Origin of the sequence: Pseudomonas lijiangensis (assembly GCF_018968705.1) — a bacterium.
Lineage (GTDB): Bacteria > Pseudomonadota > Gammaproteobacteria > Pseudomonadales > Pseudomonadaceae > Aquipseudomonas > Aquipseudomonas lijiangensis.
Window position 1 is genome coordinate 5483865 of record NZ_CP076668.1, and the last position, 19988, is coordinate 5503852.

19 protein-coding genes are annotated in these 19988 nt (G+C 59.4%); 13 read left to right on the forward strand and 6 right to left on the reverse strand.

The annotated features are described in order from the left end of the window. Positions 1–76: 76 nt before the first annotated feature. Both dtd and pip read right to left on the reverse strand, forming a co-directional pair. Complete coding sequence (gene dtd / locus KQP88_RS23400) at positions 77–514, reverse strand: D-aminoacyl-tRNA deacylase (protein WP_200993861.1); 438 nt, start codon at positions 512–514, stop codon at positions 77–79. Between the two features lie 126 nt (positions 515–640). Then, a complete protein-coding gene (pip, locus tag KQP88_RS23405) occupies positions 641–1612 on the reverse strand; it encodes a prolyl aminopeptidase (protein ID WP_216704303.1) in 972 nt (323 codons plus the stop codon). A gap of 277 nt (positions 1613–1889) precedes the next feature. Between pip and KQP88_RS23410 the strand changes: the two genes are divergently transcribed. The 6 genes from KQP88_RS23410 to KQP88_RS23435 all read left to right on the forward strand — a co-directional run bounded on the left by KQP88_RS23410 (position 1890) and on the right by KQP88_RS23435 (position 8749). Then, positions 1890–4340 (forward strand): glycogen/starch/alpha-glucan phosphorylase, encoded by a 2451-nt coding sequence (locus KQP88_RS23410; RefSeq protein WP_216704304.1) that lies wholly within the window; start codon positions 1890–1892, stop codon positions 4338–4340. 279 nt (positions 4341–4619) lie between these two features. Further along, positions 4620–5969, forward strand: coding sequence for a DUF3999 domain-containing protein (locus KQP88_RS23415; RefSeq protein WP_253950625.1), 1350 nt, complete (start codon positions 4620–4622; stop codon positions 5967–5969). Between the two features lie 146 nt (positions 5970–6115). Further along, the gene (locus KQP88_RS23420; protein ID WP_200993740.1) at positions 6116–7126 is read left to right on the forward strand and encodes a class 1 fructose-bisphosphatase; all 1011 of its coding nucleotides are present in this window, start codon (positions 6116–6118) and stop codon (positions 7124–7126) included. Between the two features lie 4 nt (positions 7127–7130). After that, the gene (locus KQP88_RS23425) at positions 7131–7733 is read left to right on the forward strand and encodes a DUF924 family protein (protein WP_216704305.1); all 603 of its coding nucleotides are present in this window, start codon (positions 7131–7133) and stop codon (positions 7731–7733) included. A gap of 188 nt (positions 7734–7921) precedes the next feature. Then, positions 7922–8176 (forward strand): outer membrane protein assembly factor BamE domain-containing protein, encoded by a 255-nt coding sequence (gene bamE, locus KQP88_RS23430; RefSeq protein ID WP_025262329.1) that lies wholly within the window; start codon positions 7922–7924, stop codon positions 8174–8176. Between the two features lie 3 nt (positions 8177–8179). Beyond that, positions 8180–8749 (forward strand): lipocalin family protein, encoded by a 570-nt coding sequence (locus KQP88_RS23435; protein ID WP_200993742.1) that lies wholly within the window; start codon positions 8180–8182, stop codon positions 8747–8749. 66 nt (positions 8750–8815) lie between these two features. Here the strand turns inward: KQP88_RS23435 and KQP88_RS23440 are convergent, their stop codons facing one another. After that, positions 8816–10180 carry a formimidoylglutamate deiminase gene (locus KQP88_RS23440; RefSeq protein ID WP_216704306.1) on the reverse strand — a complete coding sequence of 455 codons (1365 nt, stop codon included), beginning with the start codon at positions 10178–10180 and terminating at the stop codon, positions 8816–8818. A 185-nt stretch (positions 10181–10365) separates the two neighbouring features. Here KQP88_RS23440 and hutC point away from each other — a divergent pair, with 185 nt between their 5' ends. From hutC to KQP88_RS23470, 6 genes are all read left to right on the forward strand, one after another. Further along, the gene (hutC, locus tag KQP88_RS23445; protein WP_200993863.1) at positions 10366–11076 is read left to right on the forward strand and encodes a histidine utilization repressor; all 711 of its coding nucleotides are present in this window, start codon (positions 10366–10368) and stop codon (positions 11074–11076) included. Continuing rightward, positions 11073–11669, forward strand: coding sequence for a HutD/Ves family protein (locus KQP88_RS23450; RefSeq protein WP_216704307.1), 597 nt, complete (start codon positions 11073–11075; stop codon positions 11667–11669). Before hutC ends, KQP88_RS23450 begins: the two co-directional genes overlap by 4 nt. Positions 11670–11695: 26 nt before the next feature. After that, complete coding sequence (gene nhaA, locus KQP88_RS23455) at positions 11696–12871, forward strand: Na+/H+ antiporter NhaA (RefSeq protein WP_216704308.1); 1176 nt, start codon at positions 11696–11698, stop codon at positions 12869–12871. Between the two features lie 106 nt (positions 12872–12977). Next, a complete protein-coding gene (locus KQP88_RS23460) occupies positions 12978–13511 on the forward strand; it encodes a DUF3455 domain-containing protein (RefSeq protein WP_198725313.1) in 534 nt (177 codons plus the stop codon). A gap of 104 nt (positions 13512–13615) precedes the next feature. Continuing rightward, positions 13616–14182 carry a sigma-70 family RNA polymerase sigma factor gene (locus KQP88_RS23465; RefSeq protein ID WP_216704309.1) on the forward strand — a complete coding sequence of 189 codons (567 nt, stop codon included), beginning with the start codon at positions 13616–13618 and terminating at the stop codon, positions 14180–14182. After that, positions 14179–14880 (forward strand): anti-sigma factor, encoded by a 702-nt coding sequence (locus KQP88_RS23470; RefSeq protein ID WP_216704310.1) that lies wholly within the window; start codon positions 14179–14181, stop codon positions 14878–14880. Before KQP88_RS23465 ends, KQP88_RS23470 begins: the two co-directional genes overlap by 4 nt. 20 nt (positions 14881–14900) lie before the next feature. On the opposite strand, the gene KQP88_RS23475 is transcribed toward KQP88_RS23470, so the two are convergent. From KQP88_RS23475 to KQP88_RS23485, 3 genes are all read right to left on the reverse strand, one after another. Next, a complete protein-coding gene (locus KQP88_RS23475) occupies positions 14901–16088 on the reverse strand; it encodes a cyanate transporter (protein ID WP_216704311.1) in 1188 nt (395 codons plus the stop codon). Between the two features lie 114 nt (positions 16089–16202). Further along, positions 16203–17465 carry a type II toxin-antitoxin system HipA family toxin gene (locus tag KQP88_RS23480; RefSeq protein ID WP_216704312.1) on the reverse strand — a complete coding sequence of 421 codons (1263 nt, stop codon included), beginning with the start codon at positions 17463–17465 and terminating at the stop codon, positions 16203–16205. Further along, positions 17458–17772 carry a helix-turn-helix domain-containing protein gene (locus tag KQP88_RS23485; protein WP_216704313.1) on the reverse strand — a complete coding sequence of 105 codons (315 nt, stop codon included), beginning with the start codon at positions 17770–17772 and terminating at the stop codon, positions 17458–17460. Before KQP88_RS23485 ends, KQP88_RS23480 begins: the two co-directional genes overlap by 8 nt. Before the next feature lie 414 nt (positions 17773–18186). Between KQP88_RS23485 and hutU the strand changes: the two genes are divergently transcribed. Further along, positions 18187–19884 carry a urocanate hydratase gene (gene hutU, locus KQP88_RS23490; RefSeq protein ID WP_216704314.1) on the forward strand — a complete coding sequence of 566 codons (1698 nt, stop codon included), beginning with the start codon at positions 18187–18189 and terminating at the stop codon, positions 19882–19884. Positions 19885–19988: the final 104 nt, after the last annotated feature.

A 19988-nucleotide genomic window follows, 5' to 3' on the forward strand; every position in this document is an offset into this window, starting at 1 on the left:
ACAACGCATCATGTATGACAAAGATTTTCTTGCACGCAGGGCTAATAAATCCGCGGCGGGCAGAGATTTCATCTTGTCAGGTATCAAACAAAAATGTCACAGGGCCATCATTCACCAGATGAACCTGCATGTCCGCACCAAATTGGCCCGCTGCAACCACCGGATGCGCGATCCTGGCCTGAGACAATAAATAGTCGAACAACTGCGCACCCAGGGCCGGAGGCGCTGCTTTTGAAAAGCCCGCGCGCATGCCGCTCCTGGTATCCGCCGCCAGCGTGAACTGCGAAACCAGCAGCAGACCACCCCCGACATCACGCAATGACAGATTCATCTTGCCGTCGTCATCACTGAACACCCGATAGTTGAGCAGCTTATGCAGCAACTTATCGGCACTGGCCTGAGTGTCTTGAGGCTCTACACCCACAAGAACCAGAAGCCCCTGGTCCACAGAACCGACAACTTCTCCAGCCACTTCCACACGTGCACTTCGCACGCGCTGTAACAAGCCTTTCATAAACAAGAATCCCATCGTGCAGGCTGTGTGGGAGCGAATTTATTCGCGAGAAGCCCGTACATTCAAAGAAAATGTATCGCCTTCAATGACGCCTCGCGAATGAATTCCCACACACAGGGTTGGGGGTTACGCTTCTTCAGGTGGCAGATCAAGCAGGCGACGGGCGACCTGCGACGCCGCACGCACCAGCGCATCGGTGATACCGGGTTCGGAAGCGGCATGCCCGGCTTCGCGAATAACCTGCAACTCACTGTTGGGCCACGCCTGATGCAGCTCCCAGGCATTATCCAGCGGGCAGATTACATCGTAGCGGCCGTGCACGATGATGCCAGGCAGGTGCGCGATCTTGGGCATGTCGCGAATCAGCTGGTTCTCTTCCAGGAAGGCATTATTGATGAAGTAATGCGATTCGATGCGCGCAATGGACAAGGCGCGCTGAGGCTCGGCAAAACGGTCGACGACCTGCGGGTTCGGACGCAGGGTCGCGGTACGGCCTTCCCAGGTAGACCATGCCTTGGCGGCATGCATCTGGGCGATCTGGTCGGCACCGGTCAGGCGCTTGTGGAAGGCACTCAGCAGGTTGTCGCGCTCATCCAGCGGGATCGGCGCCACGTAGTCCTGCCAGTAATCGGGGAACAGGCGGCTCGCGCCGGACTGGTAGAACCATTCGATTTCCTGGGCACGGCACAGAAAAATACCGCGCAGGATCAGGGCGTGTACGCGATCGGGATGGGTCTGGGCGTAGGCCAGCGCCAGGGTCGAGCCCCAGGAACCGCCAAACAGCACCCATTTTTCGATCCCCAGATGCTCGCGAATGCGCTCCAGGTCTTCTACCAGATGCCAGGTGGTGTTGTTTTCAAGACTCGCGTGAGGGGTCGAACGCCCGCAGCCACGCTGATCGAACGTGACGATGCGGTAAAGATTGGGATCGAAATAACGGCGACTTTGCGCATCGCATCCCGCACCCGGCCCGCCATGGATGAACACCACAGGCAACCCTTCGGGCGACCCGCTTTCATCGACATAGAGCACATGCGGCTGTTCCACAGCCAGATCGTGCCGGGCGTAGGGTTTGATCTGCGGGTACAAAGTCTGCATACATGCTCCATAAGTCCAGTTCAGAGGCGTCTATTATTCTGCCGTTGGGCATCATAAACCCGAAACGATGAATCAGCATGCTGCACATTGCTCATCCGGGTGGAACGATCAATGCAAGCGATTTGCCAATTGCTCGGATTCGCGAACCAGAGCATTGCAACCGAGTCGAAACGCTGGCACTTGCTCGGTTATTTAAATTTTTTCAGGAAATAACTGACGACACGCCTACAGTCAAAGAACCCACTTTCCACTCGTCTGACTACTTGAGGTCGTAACGATGTCTCAGGAACCACTTGTTCGTGACGCTGATGTGGCTGCTTTTCGCGCCGCCGTTCTTGCCAAACTCACTTATGCAGTGGGCAAGGACCCTGACCATGCGTTTGAGCATGACTGGTTTGAAGCTGTAGCCCTGGCTGCCCGTGACCATATGGTCGAGCACTGGATGGACCACACGCGACAGATTTATCGCAAGGTCCAGAAACGCGTCTATTACCTGTCCCTCGAATTTCTGATCGGGCGGCTTCTGTACGACAGCCTGAGCAACCTCGGTCTTCTGGAAATCGCCCGCGAAGCGATGACCGAGCTGGGCGTGGACATCGAGCGTATCCGCCTGCTGGAACCGGACGCGGCACTGGGCAATGGTGGTCTGGGCCGTCTGGCAGCCTGCTTCATGGAAAGCATGTCGACGCTGGGCATTGCCGGTCACGGCTATGGCATTCGTTACGAGCACGGCCTGTTCCGTCAGGCGATAGTCGACGGCTGGCAACAGGAGCAGACGGAGCACTGGCTGGACTTCGGCAACCCGTGGGAGTTCGAGCGTCCCGAGGTGGTCTATTCAATCGGTTTCAGCGGCAGCGTCGATACGGTGCTCAATGAAGCGGGCGAGCCGCGCCAGGTCTGGCGTCCGGCAGAAACCGTGCGCGCCATTGCCTACGATACGCCTGTGGTCGGCTGGCGCGGCAAAAGCGTCAACACCCTGCGCCTGTGGCGTGCTCGCGCGCTGGATGATCTGCATCTGGAACGCTTCAACGCCGGCGACCACTTCGGTGCGGTTGCCGAAGTCGTGCGGGCCGAAAGTATTTCCCGCGTCCTTTACCCCAACGATGCAACGGAGGCTGGCCAGGAGCTGCGCCTGCGCCAGGAATACTTCTTTGTCTCGGCGTCCTTGCAGGACCTGCTGCGTCGCCACCTGAACATGCACGCGACCCTGATGGATCTGCCCGAACACGCGGCCATCCAGATGAACGACACCCACCCCTCGATTGCCGTGGCCGAGCTGATGCGACAGCTGATCGACACCCACGGAATCGCCTGGGATGCGGCCTGGAAAATCACCGTAGGCACCTTGAGCTACACCAACCACACCCTGCTGCCCGAAGCGCTGGAAACCTGGTCGGTAGGCCTGATGGAACGCATGCTGCCGCGGCACATGCAGATCATCTACCTGATCAACGCCCAGCACATCGACACCCTGCGCGCCAAAGGCGTGCACGACTTCGACGTCCTGCGGGCCGTCTCGCTGATCGAGGAAGACAACGGCCGCCGGGTACGCATGGGCAACCTGGCGTTCCTGGGCTCCCACAGCATCAACGGCGTTTCCGCGCTGCACACCCAGTTGATGCGCAAGACCGTATTCGCCGAGCTGCACAAGATTTATCCAGAGCGGATCAACAACAAGACCAACGGCATCACCTTCCGCCGCTGGCTGTACCAAGCCAACCCGAAGCTGACCGAAATGCTGGTGGAAGCCCTGGGCGAAGACGTCCTGGACAGTGCCGAAAAACGCCTGATCGAACTGGAACCGTTCGCGGAAAAAAGCTCCTTCCGCAAACAGATGGCCGACCAGCGTCTGCACAGCAAACGAGCCCTGGCCGCCATCATCCATGAAAGACTGGGAATCGTGGTCAATCCTGCCGCGATGTTCGACGTGCAGGTCAAGCGTATCCACGAGTACAAGCGCCAGTTGCTGAACCTGTTCCACACTGTCGCGCTGTATCAGGCAATCCGCGCCGAACCCGGTACCGACTGGGTGCCAAGGGTGAAGATCTTCGCGGGCAAGGCAGCGGCCAGCTATCACTCGGCCAAGCTGATCATCAAGCTCGCCAACGACATCGCCCGCACCGTCAACAACGACCCGACCGTGCGTGGCCTGCTCAAAGTGGTGTTCATGCCCAACTACAACGTCAGCCTGGCCGAAAGCATCATTCCGGCAGCCGACCTTTCCGAGCAGATTTCCACTGCCGGCCTGGAAGCTTCCGGGACCAGCAACATGAAATTCGGCCTCAACGGCGCGCTGACCATCGGCACGCTGGACGGCGCCAACGTGGAAATGAGCGAGCAGGTCGGCCTTGAACATATGTTCATCTTCGGCATGACTTCGCAGGAGGTAGAAGCACGCAAGCAGGCTGGCGACTTCAGCGCTTACGCCGATGTGGCTGCATCCGGCCGCCTCAACGATGTGCTGCAGGCGATTCGCGGCGGCGTGTTCTCGCCGGACGATCCGAACCGCTATGCGGGCTTGATCGATCAGTTGCTGGCCTACGACCGTTTCCTGGTCTGTGCCGACTTCGACTCGTACTGGGCCGCCCAGGCCAAGGTCGAGGAACACTGGCACGACTCCAAGCAATGGTGGCGCTCGGCAGTTCTCAACACGGCGCGCATGGGCTGGTTCTCGTCAGACCGAACCATCCGCGAGTACGCCGGAGAAATCTGGAAAGCACTGGAGTAACTCCGATGAGTTGAGGCCAATAAATCACTTTGTGGGAGGCAGCTTGCTGGCGACTTCAGCCTTTTTCGCCAGCAAGCTGCCTCCCACAGGTTTTGTTTTTGCCCCCCCTCTCCTGCCCCTGACTCACATCCTTTTACTCCATAGGTGTTGGCATATTGCTACTGGTGGTGGGATATTTCACACATCACTGCCAAATTCTTTCGCCATACATCGGTGCGCAAGCAGACATCGGCTGCCTGCCCAACCCTGAGGAAAACGTTCGTGAGTCGTCCGCTCGTCATCAAAATCGCTGTGCTCGGCGCAGCCCTGTGCGCAGCGATGACTGTCAACGCCCTGGAAAAACCGGCGGACTTCACCAGCCAGACGCCTTTGACCCTCATCGGCCAAGGCCCGCTGTATCGCATCGAACTGCCTCTGGCACTGCAACTGAACGCCCGCCAACCCAATCTGAATGATCTTCGTGTATTCGATGCCGACGGCCAGGCTCAAGCCTTTGCACTCGTGCGCAAACAGGAATCCCACGAAGAAAACCCTGCACCAACAGCCGTGAAGTGGTTCCCGCTATACACCACTGCCGAAGCGGGTGATGCCGTGCCGGTTATCCGCAGCAAACGTTCGAGCGACGGAGCCCTCATCGATGTACAGCCGCAAAGCGACATCGAAGCAGGTGAAGAGATACTGCGCGGCTGGCTGCTGGACGCCAGTGCGATCAAGGCTCCACTTGAACAACTGCTGATCGACTGGAGCTCCGAACGCGAAGGCTTCCAGCACTTCAGCATCGAGGCCAGCGATGACCTCCAGCACTGGCAGGCCTGGGGCGAAGGACAAGTGGCGCGCCTGACGTTCTCCGATGAAATGGTCGAGCAGCGAGAGGTCGGTCTGCCCGGTCAGAACGCCCGCTACCTGCGCCTGCTGTGGCGCTCACCGCAAAACGCGCCAACCCTGATTTCAGCTTACGTACTGAGCGCCAGCCCCGACAGCCCGCCGACCACTCTGAGCTGGTCGCCATCAATCACGGGGGTCGTCGGGCAACCCAATGAATATGTCTGGCAGTTGCCGGTCGACCTGCCGGTGGAGCGGGTGAAAATCGATATCAGCCAGGACAATAGCCTGGCACCCGGCACGCTTTATGGTCGACTTGATGGCAGTCAGGAATGGCAGATCATCAGCAGCGGCCTGCTGTATCGCCTGACCCAGAACAATGGCGAGATCGTGCAGGATCAGTTGCAGCTCTCGGGGCAGACCGTGGGGCAATTGAAACTGGTGGTCGATGATCGTGGCGGCGGTCTGGGCGCACAGGCTCCAGGGCTGAGCGTTGCCGTGCCTGCAACTCAGGTGGTGTTCCGGGCCAGCGGCAACGGGCCGTTTACCCTCACCATCGGTCATGCAACAGCACCGGCAGTCGAGCTGCCGCTGACGACACTGATACCCGACTTCGACCCGCAGAAACTGACGACGCTGGGCAAGGCCAGACCGGCCACGGCACCTGCTGCCAGCGCAGCGGTTGCTGCACCGCCAGTCGCTGAAAGCATGGACTACAAGCGCATGGGCCTGTGGGCCGTGCTGATACTGGGCACGTTATGCCTGAGCGGGATCGGTCTGAGTGCCCTGCGCACCTCAAAACATTGACCCGTCACGGCTTCGACGTGTGGTTTTGCAGCTACGCTGAGCAAGCGGATGAACTCAATTCGCCATAAGCCAGTCTGATAGCAGTATTACGCAGCCACTCGCGCTAAACTGCGCGGGTTTTTTATCCCCCATTTTCGGAGCTATCCATGTCCCGCGTTACACTGAGTCGCTTTTTGATTGAGCAGACCCGCAGCAACAATACTCCTGCCGATCTGCGTTTCCTGATCGAAGTAGTGGCGCGAGCATGCAAGGAAATCAGCCATGCCGTTTCCAAGGGCGCACTGGGCGGCGTCCTCGGCAGCATGGGTACCGAGAACGTACAGGGCGAAGTGCAGAAAAAGCTCGACGTGATCTCCAACGAAATCCTGCTCGAAGCCAACGAATGGGGCGGTCACCTGGCTGGCATGGCGTCCGAAGAAATGGACAACGCCTACCAGATCCCGGGCAAATACCCGAAAGGCGCCTACCTGTTGGTATTCGACCCGCTGGACGGCTCCTCGAACATCGACATCAACGCTCCGGTCGGCACGATCTTCTCGGTTCTGCGCTGCCCTAGCGAATACCTGAGCCAGAACGAAGCCTTGAACGAAAAGGCCTTCCTGCAACCGGGCACCGAGCAGGTCGCAGCCGGTTATGCCATCTACGGCCCACAGACCATGCTGGTCCTGACCCTGGGCGACGGCGTGAAAGGCTTCACCCTGGACCGTGAAATGGGCAGCTTCGTGCTGACCCACGAAGACCTCAAGATCCCGACGTCCACTCAGGAATTCGCGGTCAACATGTCCAACCAGCGTCACTGGGAAGCTCCGGTACAGCGCTACGTCGAAGAAATGCTGGCTGGCGAAGAAGGCCCGCTGAAAAAGAACTACAACATGCGCTGGGTTGCCGCGATGGTTGCCGACGTGCACCGCATCCTGACCCGTGGCGGTCTGTTCATGTACCCACGCGACAGCCGCGAGCCTTCCAAGCCGGGCAAACTGCGTCTGATGTACGAAGCCAACCCGATGTCTTTCCTGGTTGAACAGGCAGGCGGCGCATCCACCGATGGTCATCAGCGCATCCTCGACATCCAGCCTGAAGGCCTGCACCAGCGTGTAGCCGTTTTCCTGGGCTCCAAAGAGGAAGTCGAGCGCGCCACGGCGTATCACAAGGAATAAGACCATGTCTGCTCCCTGGCTACCTCTGCTGCAATGGTGGTTCGGCTCTGCCGAATCCGCCAGCGAAGTAGTGAAGGCCAGGGAGAAACTGTGGTTCGGCAAGAGCCGGACCACTGACACCGAAGCTCGCGAACGCTTCGGTGTGCTGGTCGAACAGGCGCTGACTGGCGGCCTCAAGGAATGGGCAGAAAACCCCAAGGGCTGGCTGGCACTGGTCCTGCTGCTCGATCAGTTACCCCGCATGATCCATCGCGACACACCCAAGGCATTCGCTGGCGATGAACGCGCTCAGGCTCTGGTGCAACATGGCCTGAAACTGGGTCGGGATCAGCATCTGGAACCCCTTGAACGCACCTTCATCTATCTGGTGCTGGAGCACAGCGAAAACCTCGACGTGCAGAACCAGGCCATCACCTGCTTTGGCAAACTGCTTCCCCTGCTGCCTGCCACCGACCGCGACTATTTCAATCAGAGCCTTGATTACGCTGAGCGTCATCAGAAAATCATTGCCCGCTTCGGTCGCTTCCCCCATCGCAACGACATTCTCGGTCGTGCCTCGACCGATGAAGAGATCGAGTTTCTGAAGACGCCCGGCTCAAGCTTTTAGGGGCTTGGCCAATCAATGCGTTCTGGCTTGCCGGAAATCACCCGTCGTCCGTGCATCACCTGCCATCAGGGATTTACGGGTCAAGGGAACCAGATCCCGGTTTTATCTTCTAAGCTTTCGGCATTGCGCCAGCCAGGTTCATAGGCCCGTGCTGCGACGCAGCCTCCTTCCGTTCAGGAGCTTCATCCATGTCTTTGCGCTCTCTCGCGTTACTGTCGTTTTGCGTGCTGCTGACTGCCTGCAGCAAGATCACCCAAGAGAATTACTCCAAGCTTTCCGCTGGCATGCCCAAGGCGCAGGTCGAAAGCCTGCTGGGCAGCCCGACTGAATGTTCCGGCGCACTGGGGATGTCCAGTTGCACCTGGGGCGACCAGAAAACCTTTATCAGCGTGCAATATGCTGGCGACAAAGTGCTCATTTTCTCGGGCCAAGGTCTGAAATAACTCATGATCAAGCTACTTCTACGCTTCGGCATTCTCGTCATGGCCAGCTTCCTGGCCATCGGCTTTGCGCATTCTGCAGAAAACCTCGAACCCAAGACCGTCGACAGCGTCGACCTGAACCGCTATCAGGGCACCTGGTATGAACTGGCGCGGCTGCCCATGTTTTTCCAGCGCAACTGCGCGCAGTCCGAAGCCCATTACACGCTCAAGCCTGACGGCAATATCGGCGTAACCAACCGCTGCCGGACAATCGAAGGCAAGTGGCAGGAAGCAACTGGCACCGCCTCGCCACAAGTACCGGGCAAGACCGACAAGCTGTGGGTGGTCTTCGACAACTGGTTCTCACGACTGCTGCCGGGCTTGGCCAAAGGCGACTACTGGGTTCTGGCCATCGGTGACGACTACAAGACCGCCGTGGTGGGCAACCCTGACCGCAAATACCTGTGGCTGCTGTCCCGCACGCCAACCGTGTCGGAGCAGGTCAAGCAGGACATGATGAGCAAGGCACGCCAACAGGGTTACGACACCAGCAGGCTGATCTGGCGTGAGGATGATTCAAAGATCGGGAAGTGATTTGAGTCTAGGGATTGTGGAAGGGGGCTTGCCCGCGACAAGCCCCTTTCGTGAATAAATTCACGCCTACCCCAGCAACTCCCGAAGCACCTGCGCAAACGCCCGGCTGCTTTCTTCTTCTGCGGCATGGCGCCCTTCGCGCACGACCCAGCGGCCATTGACCAGCACATCGCGAACCTGACGATCACCGCCCGCAAACAGCCAGCGGTTGAGAATTGCATCGCCAGAGGCGGTTTCCAGATACGGGTCCGAGCCATCCAGCACCACCCAGTCGGCGCGCTGCCCGACCTCAAGCTTGCCGATGCCCTGCCCCAACGCCTGAGCGCCGCCGCTCAATGCTGCATCGAACAGGGTTCGACCGACCATGGGTTGATCGCTGCGATACAGTCGGTTGCGGCGCTGATCCCGCAGACGCTGGCCGTATTCCAGCCAGCGGAGTTCTTCGACCACACTCACCGACACATGGCTGTCCGAGCCAATCCCCCAACGACCGCCCTGAGCGATGTAATCCACGGCCGGGAAAATACCGTCGCCGAGGTTGGCTTCCGTGGTCAGGCATAAACCCGCCACGCTGCCGCTTTGCGCCATGAGGGCGACTTCATCCGGCTCGGCATGGGTCGCATGGACCAGACACCAGCGCTGATCGACAGCCACGTTTTCATACAGCCACTGCAACGGACGTCTCCCGCTCCAGTTCAGGCAATCGTCGACTTCCTTCTGTTGCTCGGCGATATGGATATGCACCGGGCACTGCCGGTCGCTGGCGGCCAGCACTTCACTGATCTGCTGCGGGGTGACGGCGCGCAGCGAGTGAAAGCACAGCCCCAGGTTCTGAGCTGCCTGACCGGTGATGACCGGCCTCAGACGAGCCTGCAAATCCAGGTAGCTATCGGTGCTGTGGATAAACCGGCGCTGCCCTTCGTTTGGCGCTTGCCCGCCAAAGCCCGAATGGCTGTAGAGCACCGGCAGCAAGGTCAGGCCAATGCCTGCCGACGTTGCGGCCTGGCTGATCTGCAAGGCCAGCTCGGCAGGATCGGCATAGGGTTTGCCGTTGGTGTCCTGATGGACGTAGTGAAACTCCGCGACCGAGGTGAAGCCGCCCTTGAGCATCTCGATGTAGAGCTGCCGAGCGATGACGCCTACCTGCGGCGCGCTGATCTGCCCGACCAGTCGATACATGAGGTCGCGCCAGGTCCAGAAGCTGTCGCTGGGATTGCCTGCCACTTCCGCCAGCCCCGCCATCGCACGCTGGAAAGCATGGGAGTGCAGATTCGGCATGCCGGGCAGTAACGGGCCGCTTACCCGTTCCGCGCCCTGGCTATCCCCATTGGCTTGCACCGAACTCAATAAACCGTCGGCACTGACCTCAAGACGGACATTCTCGGCCCAACCGCCAGGGAGTAATGCGCGCTCGGCAAAGAAGGCTGGCATTGACTTCACACCTCAACGTTGTAATTTGTATATACATATACAGACGTTCGGATGCCCGGTAAACCTTTGCGTGCTTGCCGCAGCGCAGGTTAATGGTTAGCTTGGGCGCTATTTCGTAGCTGAACCATCCAGACAAGGACCCGCACGTGCCGATTCCGCCCGCCTCTTCTCCCTTGGCAGCCCAGATGGGCGAAAGTCCGGCACCGCTCTATGCCCGCGTCAAACAGATGATTGCCCAGCAGATCCAGAATGGCACCTGGCCGCCGCATCATCGCGTGCCATCGGAAAGCGAGCTGGTGACACAACTGGGTTTCAGCCGCATGACCATCAACCGGGCCTTGCGCGAGCTGACCGCCGAAGGCCTGCTGATCCGCATGCAGGGCGTCGGTACTTTCGTCGCCGAGCCCAAAAGCCAGTCAGCGCTGTTCGAGGTCCATAACATCGCTGACGAGATCGCGACCCGTGGCCACAGGCACACCTGCAAGGTCATCATCCTGCAGGAAGAACCTGCCGGATCGGAGCGAGCCCTGGCGCTGGACATGCGTGAAGGCCAGAAGGTGTTTCACTCGCTGATCGTTCACTTCGAGAACAATATCCCGGTGCAGATCGAGGATCGCTTCGTCAATGCACTGGTTGCGCCTGACTATCTCAAGCAGGATTTCACCCAGCAGACGCCTTACGCCTATCTGTCGCAAGTCGCGCCGCTGACTGAAGGCGAGCATGTGGTCGAAGCGATTCTGGCCGATGCCGATGAGTGCCGACTGCTGCAGATCGATGCAGGCGAGCCGTGCCTGCTGATTCGCCGTCGCACATGGTCAGGACGCCAGCCGGTTACCGCCGCTCGCCTGATTCACCCCGGCTCCCGCCATCGCCTTGAAGGACGTTTCACCAAATGACCCTGACCAGAACCCTGCGCGCCATCGATTACCCCCGCATGCCGTGGAAAAACGGCGGCGGCAGTACCGAAGAAATCACCCGCGATGCCGGGCAGGACCTGGACGGCTTCGGCTGGCGCCTGTCGATTGCCGATATCGAGACTTCCGGCGATTTTTCGGTGTTTGCCGGTTATCAGCGAATCATCTCCGTGATCCAGGGTGCCGGCATGACCCTGAACATCGACGGCGTCACCAGCCGCCCGTTGCTGCCTTCCGACCCGCTGGCCTTCAGTGGCGACAGCCAAGTCAGTTGCGCCCTGCTCGACGGGCCCATTCGTGACTTCAACCTGATCTATGCTCCACAGCGCTACAGCGCACGCCTGCACTGGATCGATGTACGCCAGCCACAACGGGTATTCAGTTCCGCCAGCACCTTTCTGCTGTTCAGCGTTGCCGAGCAGATCGGCGTCAGCGTGAACGAAGGTCCCTGGGAAATCCTTGGCAAACACGACTGCCTGCAAGTGGATAACCCCGGCAGCCTGCTGGAAATCGAGCTGCAAGCCCCTAGCGCCAGCCGCTGCTGCCTCATCGAACTGAGCGCCCTGGGCGCTTGAATCAAGATCCTGTTTCAAGGACGAGCATGACCCGATTTTCTTCCAGGGAAACCCCAAGAGCCGTTGCCATCCTCGCCCGCTTCCTGGCATCGGAATCGGCAGGCGGCATTGTCCTGATGGGCGCGGCGCTGGCCGCACTGATCGTTGCCAACTCACCGCTGGCTCCCGGCTATTTCGCCACCCTGCACAGCGTCTGGCTGGGGCTTTCCGTCGAGCTGTGGATCAACGACGGGCTCATGGCGATCTTCTTCCTGATGGTGGGCCTGGAAATCAAACGCGAAGTACTGGCGGGCGGGCTCGCCACCTGGGAGCAACGCGCCCTGCCCGGCTTTGCCGCCGCAGGCGGCATGCTGGTCCCGGCGCTGCTCTATCTGGCCGTCAACTGGGGCAATGCGCAAACCATCAGCGGCTGGGCCATTCCGGCGGCCACCGACATTGCCTTCGCGCTCGGGGTCCTGTCGTTGCTGGGCAAGCGGGTGCCGACGTCACTGAAAGTGTTCCTCGCGGCGCTGGCGATTCTCGACGATCTGGGGGCCGTGACCATCATTGCCTTCTTCTACAGCTCGGGCCTGAACCTGCCGATGCTGCTGGCGTCTTTCGCGACCCTGGCGGTGCTGATCGTGATGAACCGCCTGAAGGTGCGACGCCTGTTGCCTTACCTGATAACCGGCGCGCTGCTGTGGTTCTTCGTGCTGCAATCGGGTGTGCATGCCACGCTGGCGGGTGTGGCGCTGGCGCTGTGCATTCCCTTGGGCAAGCCTGAGGAAGAAGCGCGGTCGCCACTGCTGTTTCTCGAAGAAAAACTGCATTACTGGGTCGCCTTCGCCATCGTGCCAGTGTTCGGATTCGCCAATGCCGGGGTTTCGCTTGCCGGCATTTCCGCTGACAACCTGCTGGACCCGGTACCCCTCGGCGTGGCCCTGGGCCTGTTCGTCGGTAAACAGATTGGCGTGTTCCTGGCCGCCTGGCTGGCGATTCGGGCCGGGTTTGCGGTCCTTCCGCAAGGCAGCAACTGGGTACAGCTCTATGGTGTGGCGCTGCTTTGTGGCATCGGTTTCACCATGAGCCTGTTCATCGGCAACCTCGCCTTCCCGGGCGCAGCGTATCTGGTGGATGAGGTGAAGATCGGCGTTCTGATGGGCTCTGGCCTGGCTGCCATTGCCGGTGTGCTGCTGTTGCGAAGCCGTTTCAGTCGGCCCTGAAAAAATATTTTCAAATCACTGCATCCAGATCGTTTTCTCGCGGGTAGTACATACAGCAGCCACTTCGAGTTGCTGAGCGCGGTTAAACAATCTGGAGATTTTCTGCATGAACGCAAAACGTTTGCTCTGCCTTGCAGGTAGTACCCTGGCTCTCACTTGCCTGACTTCTGTTGCCATGGCTCAGACCAACCTGCCGGAGAGCGTCCGGGTTCCAGACGGCCACAAGATCACCCTGGAAACCACCGGTGTGGGCGAAATCACTTACGAGTGCCGCGCCAAGGCCAACTCCGCCAGCGAAACCGAATGGGTGTTTGTCGGCCCCAAAGCGGTCCTCAATGATCGCAGCGGCAAACAGGTCGGTACCTATTACGGCCCACCTGCTACCTGGGAATCCAAGGACGGCTCCAAGCTGACCGGTACTCAAGTGGCCGTTGCGCCTTCCAGCGCAGGCAACCTGCCTTATCAACTGGTCAAGGCCAACCCGGCTGAAGGCAAAGGTGCACTGACCGGCACGGCCTACATTCAGCGCGTAGCCTTGAAAGGCGGCGTTGCGCCTGCCACTGCCTGCACGGCCAGCAACAAGGGCGCGAAGGAAGTGGTCAAGTATCAGGCTGACTACATCTTCTGGGCCAGCAAGTGATTGAAGCCACTCAATCGGGTGTCGCGCAGCCAGTAGTCTATGCTGCTGCGCGGGGGCCTCGTGATGTCAACGAGGCAGCAATCATCCATTGATGGCGGATCGACGTGTCTTCACACGAATCTCTTTTTGACTACGAAGCCACGCTGCATGCCTGCGCTCGCGGTGAGCGCCAGGCATTGCAGCGTCTCTATCAACAGGAAAGCGCCCGGCTGCTCGGCGTCGTCGTGCGGCTCGTGCGTGACAACGCGCTGGCGGAAGACATCGTGCATGATGCGTTCCTCAAAATATGGAGCAATGCGGCAAGCTTCGATCAGACACGAGGTTCGGCACGCGGCTGGATTTTCAGTGTGACCCGGCATCTGGCGCTCAATCGCCTGCGCAACAATGCCCGGGAAGTCCACCTGGAAGACGACGGCAGCGAAGACCACCACGAACTGGCCACCCTTGAAGGCTGGCAGGAAACCGGTGATGCCTTTGACTGGCGTGTGAATCCCGGACGAATCCAGTTCTGCCTCGAACAACTTGAACCGGTGCGGCGCAACTGTGTTTTCCACGCTTACGTGGACGGCTATTCGCATCAGGAAATCGCGCAGAAAATCGGCGCCCCATTGGGTACGGTCAAAGCCTGGATCAAGCGCAGCCTGACGGCTTTGCGGGAGTGTATGGGATGACTCGGCCCACAGACGAAAACATCCATGAACTGGCTGGGGAATACGTGCTCGGCACCTTGTCTGCCCGGCAAAGAATCGATATCCAGCGCCGCCTGCCAAACGAGCCTGCCTTGCAGGCCGCAGTCGACGCCTGGGAAGAACGCCTGCTGCCATTGGCCGATATGGCCGAGCCCGTGACGCCAACGCCCGGACTCTGGAACCGGATCGAACGTAATCTCACAGGCTTCACGGCAAGCAAGGCCGAACCACAGCGTGTCCGCTGGTGGGACAACCTTTCGATCTGGCGCGGCCTGGCGGGTGCAGGTCTGGCCGCATCTCTGGTGCTGGGCACAATGCTTGTCATCCAGCCGGCGCAAGCTCCGTCCTACCTGGTCGTACTCGTTGCCCCACAGGACAAGGCACCTGGCTGGGTCGTTCAGGCCAGCAACTCACAGGAAATCCAGCTCATTCCTCTGGGCGAAATCCAGGTCCCGACGGACAAGGCACTGGAATTCTGGACCAAGGCCGACGACTGGCAAGGTCCGATATCCCTCGGCCTGGTGAAACCGGGCCAGACCCTGCATATACCACTGGACAAGTTGCCACCGCTGCAACATAACCAGTTGTTCGAGCTGACACTGGAGAAGTCTACGGGTTCGCCTGTTGGTAAACCGACCGGGCCTATTCAGTTTATCGGGCGGGCGGTGAAGGTGATTTAGCCTGCAACACGGCCTCACCTTCAGTGAATACGTTCGCTGTACTGGCGAGGATTGAACCGCAACACAATCCCGATCATCACTACCATCACCGCCGTCAACGTCCACCACGCCCCCTCGAAACTCCCCGACTGGTCACGGATGACACCAGCCAGCAGAGGCGACAGTCCCGCGATCAGGTAGCCGATGCCCTGCACGAAGGCTGTCAGGCTGCCGGCACGGGCCGGGTTATCGATGTGGTCCATCGAGATGATCAGGCTCATGGGGAACAGACCGCCGATACCAAGGCCCAGCAGGCAAGGCCACAGCAACGGCATGTGATCGAACGACAGGATAAGGCCGCAGAAACCGGCAACGATCGACAGCAGCAAGGCAGCCAGTGCCCAACGCTTGTCCCGGGTATTGTTGACCATCGCAGGTACCGCCAGACCGGCCAGAACCTCCATCGCCGTCAAGAAACCCAGCACCAGCCCGGCGTCCTGCTCACTCCAGCCTCTTTCGACGTAATAAGGGGCCAGCCAGGCGAGCACACAGGTGTACGAAGCCGTACCCAGGCCGAAGAACACGGCCAACAACCAGGCGCGAGGTTTTGCGGAAAACGAGTCGGTCTTGCCCTTGGGCGCTGCTTCGACGACCGGAATCGCCGAGCGTTGAAACGTCCACAGGACCAGTGCCAGCAACGCGAGCACACCCCATATCGCCAACGAAACCTTCCAGCTACCGCTCTGCTTGAGCACGAAGGGCGAGAACGACGCCGCCAGTGCAGCACCGCCCATGATCGAGGTGACATACAAGCCCATGAACAGGGAAACGTTGTCCTTGAAACGGGTCTTGATCAAGGCCGGCATCAACGCCTGAATCATCGCGATCCCCAGCCCGGAGAGGACCGCGCTCACGATCAGCTCCACCGCGCCATCAATGAACAGCCGGGACGCACTGGCGATACCGATCACCAGCAGCGACAACCCGATGGCCCGATGCTCGCCCAGGGATCGGGCCAGTCGCATCCCGAAAAACATCCCGAGCCCCATCGCCATCACCGGCAACATGGTCAACAGCGAAGCAAGACTGAAACTGAGGGGAATATCCCCCCGAATGGCCGAAAGAAGCGGCCCGACAGCCGCCATGCTGGGCCGAAGATTCAACGCCACCAGCACGACACTGGCCATCAACCAGAAGGCGTGACTGGTTGAAGTACGTATGTTTTCCATCACAAGACCTTGCAATCCCTAAAGCCACGATTAGGCCCCTCAACCGCGCAGGCTACAAATGAAAATCTGGGGGGTGGTATTGAGAAATTAGGTTTGTGGGGGAAACCATTGTCTTTATCGAAGCCTGCGGATGTTGTCGTTGATCTGATTCTGGATGGTGCGCATTGTTTGCGGTGTGATTTGCTCAGGGAACATGCTTTTGGACATGGCCGTGAACCCACTGGCAACGTCGCAGACCTTCTCAATGATGGCGTCTGTATCACGAGCTGAAAGCCCGGCTTCTTGCATTCCAAGCAAGACAAGGCTCTTGCGGCTTATATCCAGAGCTTCGCCCATCACATCCATCTGGTGGTAACCACCCGGTCCGTCACAGAAGGTTACGTCATAGGCAGGAGCCAGCGTCCATTCGCCGGTTGCGGACATGATGTAAGCGAAGTTCTTGGGATGATCGTCCCGGTTGTTGAATACAACATTGAAAACGACTCGCTCGTAAGCAATCGCCTGCTCTCGCACATCGTTGGTACACATCAAGGTAGCACGCAGGAAATTGGCATAATCCAGCGTGCCTGGCGTCTGGAAGTCTGCTCCCGTAAAGGCAGCCAGACTCTGCATGGGGACCCGCATACCGGCTTGTCGATCAAAACGTCTGGTAGCAAAGGCCGCCTGCCCATTGGGAAGCTGGAAGTACTGCGTCTGCGGGGTCTTGATGGCGCACTTGTGCAAACATTCGGAGTAAACCGCTTCGATTGCACAGACTTCAGGATGCTCCTGCCTGGCAGGGAACTTGATCAACCAGGCCTCCAGTCCGGGAGCCGCAGTCGTGGTGAACATCTCACTTGCGGGTGCACGATAGAGCAAGGCTTTTGGCCTGGCACCTTGCGGGGATCCGCCCATTTGCAACAGCTTCTGCAAGAACTCGCCACCTTCGCCATTGAGCACGTCCAGGACCTCGGCAGCCAGGCGGGCAAGGGGGATATCTTCTTGCGATGCATATGCCTCTGGCGCCATAGGCTCGAATGACATCGCGCCCATTGCATTGGCGCCAATGTAAGTCAGTCGCTCCAGAGGACCAATACGTGCGGGATTGAGACCTCGGCGCTTGAACAGACGATCCATCAACAGCATGCCCCAGCCGTCCGGCAGGGAGTCATAGATCGGTCCGGGCAGACCCAACTGATGAACCGGAAAGTCTTTGCGCAGCGCTGGCCCGTTCAAGGGAAGCTTATAGGCCGACAGCTCCAGCCCCCTGCTCTTTGCCTCATCACTGAACTCAAACGCTATCAGAGGGCGTCCGGTAATGGAGCTTGATGAAACAAGCGTGCCCCAGCGCCAGTGTTCGCCCCAGCCATCGTAGTAAACGTCGACTTGCCTAAGCATTGTTGGGTTTCCTCTTGGCACGTTGGCGGCTGGCGCTGTTTTCGTAGCGAAGAATGTCGTCCAGGCTGTCCAGTTTGGGCTGAAACAAGCCCTCCAGCTCGCTGATACGTCCAAGCACCATCGCAACACGGACAAGACTCTCGAATGCCACGTTTCGACCCGCCTCCAGATTGGACACAGTATTGACGCCGATGCCAGCACGCGCAGCTACATCAGCCTGGGTCATCTGCTGCGCCAGTCGCTCCTTGCGCAGCCGCTCGCAGAGCAGTTTGACCAGCTCATCAGGCCTTCTAAATCCTAAATCCATAATATTGTGTCTTAAATCATATTTAATGACTTAATCCACAATACTACAGATTTAAAAACCAATCCCCTCCCTTTTACTAACAAGCCCCACCACAAAGCAAAACCATTACCCGCTGTTACCCATCGCCCCAAAACCGTGCAAAACACCCCGCCAGTAACAAACTTTTCCTTCGTGCCCGGCAGCTCCACATACCCGCATAAACTCTCGAACCCCACGTTTTACTTAGCCTTCAGGCTTTCCATGGCTTTCTTCATCTGCCTGTGAAGAAAGTTGGTCTCTCGATTGCATATGCTTGTATGTACAAGTAGAGACAGGTTATAAAAGACCTCGCTCCACTCAACAGAATTCGCCTGAGTGCCAGGCACCGCTCGCCCGTCATCGGGCTGGTTTGGATTGATCGCTGAGGATTTTTTTGTGACCGACACTCATCAAGACCGCAAACAAGACTGGACCCGCCACCGCGATGTAGAAGTGCGGGCTGCCCGTGGCACTCAACTGACGGCAAAGAGCTGGCTGACCGAAGCGCCGCTGCGCATGCTGATGAACAACCTTGACCCGGAAGTGGCCGAAAACCCGAAAGAGCTGGTGGTCTACGGCGGGATCGGGCGTGCGGCACGCAACTGGGAGTGCTACGACAAGATCGTCGAGAGCCTGACCCAGCTCAACGATGATGAAACCCTGCTGGTGCAGTCCGGCAAGCCGGTCGGCGTGTTCAAGACGCACAGCAATGCGCCGCGTGTGCTGATCGCCAACTCGAACCTGGTGCCGCACTGGTCCAGCTGGGAGCATTTCAACGAGCTGGATGCCAAGGGTCTGGCAATGTATGGCCAGATGACGGCAGGCAGCTGGATCTACATCGGCAGCCAGGGCATCGTCCAAGGCACTTACGAAACCTTCGTCGAAGCCGGTCGTCAGCATTACGACGGCAGCCTCAAGGGCCGTTGGGTACTGACCGCAGGTCTGGGTGGCATGGGTGGCGCACAGCCGCTGGCCGCGACCCTGGCCGGAGCCTGCTCGCTGAACATCGAATGCCAGCAGAGCCGTATCGATTTCCGTCTCAAGACCCGCTACGTCGACGAACAGGCCACCGATCTGGACGACGCCCTGGCACGCATCGCCCGTTACACCGCCGAAGGCAAGGCCATCTCCATCGCCCTGTGCGGCAACGCGGCTGAAATCCTGCCGGAAATGGTCCGCCGCGGCGTGCGCCCGGACATGGTCACCGACCAGACCAGCGCCCACGACCCGCTCAATGGCTACCTGCCCAAAGGCTGGAGCTGGGAAGACTACCGCGCCCGTGCGCTGAGCGAGCCGGCCGCCGTCGTCAAGGCCGCCAAGCAGTCCATGGCCGAACACGTCGAAGCCATGCTGGCTTTCCAGAAAGCCGGGATTCCGACCTTCGACTACGGCAACAACATCCGTCAGATGGCCAAGGAAGAAGGCGTCGCCAATGCCTTCGACTTCCCGGGATTCGTGCCCGCCTACATTCGTCCGCTGTTCTGCCGTGGCATCGGTCCTTTCCGCTGGGCTGCCCTGTCGGGCGACCCGCAGGACATCTACAAGACCGACGCCAAGGTCAAGGAGCTGATCCCGGATGACGCGCACCTGCACAACTGGCTGGACATGGCCCGCGAGCGCATCAGCTTCCAGGGTTTGCCGGCACGCATCTGCTGGGTCGGCCTGGGCCAGCGCGCCAGACTGGGTCTGGCCTTCAACGAAATGGTCCGCAGTGGCGAGTTGTCTGCGCCCGTGGTGATCGGTCGTGATCATCTGGACTCCGGCTCGGTCTCCAGCCCCAACCGCGAAACCGAGTCCATGCGTGACGGTTCCGATGCCGTATCCGACTGGCCGCTGCTCAACGCCCTGCTCAATACCGCCAGCGGCGCGACCTGGGTTTCTCTGCACCATGGCGGCGGCGTCGGCATGGGTTTCTCGCAGCATTCCGGGATGGTGATTGTCTGCGACGGCACCGATGAAGCCGCCGAGCGTATTGCACGCGTGCTGCACAATGACCCGGCCACAGGCGTGATGCGTCACGCCGATGCCGGTTACGACATCGCTATCGATTGTGCCAAAGAGCAGGGCTTGAACCTGCCAATGATCGGGCGTTAATGGCATTTGCCGTGGGTGTGGCGGTTCACAGCCGCCACACCAGGATAATCAGGATGGACACTGATAACGCCCACAGGCCGGATGCCTACTTGAAGCTGCCGTCA

What these genes read in the sequence shown, in the direction of transcription:
- KQP88_RS23420 (WP_200993740.1), top strand. Translation starts at nt 6,116, where the DNA reads ATGTCCCGCGTTACACTGAGTCGCTTTTTGATTGAGCAGACCCGCAGC.
- KQP88_RS23450 (WP_216704307.1), top strand. Translation starts at nt 11,073, where the DNA reads ATGACCCTGACCAGAACCCTGCGCGCCATCGATTACCCCCGCATGCCG.
- KQP88_RS23410 (WP_216704304.1), top strand. Translation starts at nt 1,890, where the DNA reads ATGTCTCAGGAACCACTTGTTCGTGACGCTGATGTGGCTGCTTTTCGC.
- KQP88_RS23475 (WP_216704311.1), bottom strand. Translation starts at nt 16,088, where the DNA reads ATGGAAAACATACGTACTTCAACCAGTCACGCCTTCTGGTTGATGGCC.
- dtd (WP_200993861.1), bottom strand. Translation starts at nt 514, where the DNA reads ATGAAAGGCTTGTTACAGCGCGTGCGAAGTGCACGTGTGGAAGTGGCT.
- KQP88_RS23485 (WP_216704313.1), bottom strand. Translation starts at nt 17,772, where the DNA reads ATGGATTTAGGATTTAGAAGGCCTGATGAGCTGGTCAAACTGCTCTGC.
- KQP88_RS23460 (WP_198725313.1), top strand. Translation starts at nt 12,978, where the DNA reads ATGAACGCAAAACGTTTGCTCTGCCTTGCAGGTAGTACCCTGGCTCTC.
- KQP88_RS23435 (WP_200993742.1), top strand. Translation starts at nt 8,180, where the DNA reads ATGATCAAGCTACTTCTACGCTTCGGCATTCTCGTCATGGCCAGCTTC.
- hutC (WP_200993863.1), top strand. Translation starts at nt 10,366, where the DNA reads ATGGGCGAAAGTCCGGCACCGCTCTATGCCCGCGTCAAACAGATGATT.
- KQP88_RS23480 (WP_216704312.1), bottom strand. Translation starts at nt 17,465, where the DNA reads ATGCTTAGGCAAGTCGACGTTTACTACGATGGCTGGGGCGAACACTGG.
- KQP88_RS23425 (WP_216704305.1), top strand. Translation starts at nt 7,131, where the DNA reads ATGTCTGCTCCCTGGCTACCTCTGCTGCAATGGTGGTTCGGCTCTGCC.
- pip (WP_216704303.1), bottom strand. Translation starts at nt 1,612, where the DNA reads ATGCAGACTTTGTACCCGCAGATCAAACCCTACGCCCGGCACGATCTG.
- KQP88_RS23440 (WP_216704306.1), bottom strand. Translation starts at nt 10,180, where the DNA reads ATGCCAGCCTTCTTTGCCGAGCGCGCATTACTCCCTGGCGGTTGGGCC.
- bamE (WP_025262329.1), top strand. Translation starts at nt 7,922, where the DNA reads ATGTCTTTGCGCTCTCTCGCGTTACTGTCGTTTTGCGTGCTGCTGACT.
- nhaA (WP_216704308.1), top strand. Translation starts at nt 11,696, where the DNA reads ATGACCCGATTTTCTTCCAGGGAAACCCCAAGAGCCGTTGCCATCCTC.
- KQP88_RS23470 (WP_216704310.1), top strand. Translation starts at nt 14,179, where the DNA reads ATGACTCGGCCCACAGACGAAAACATCCATGAACTGGCTGGGGAATAC.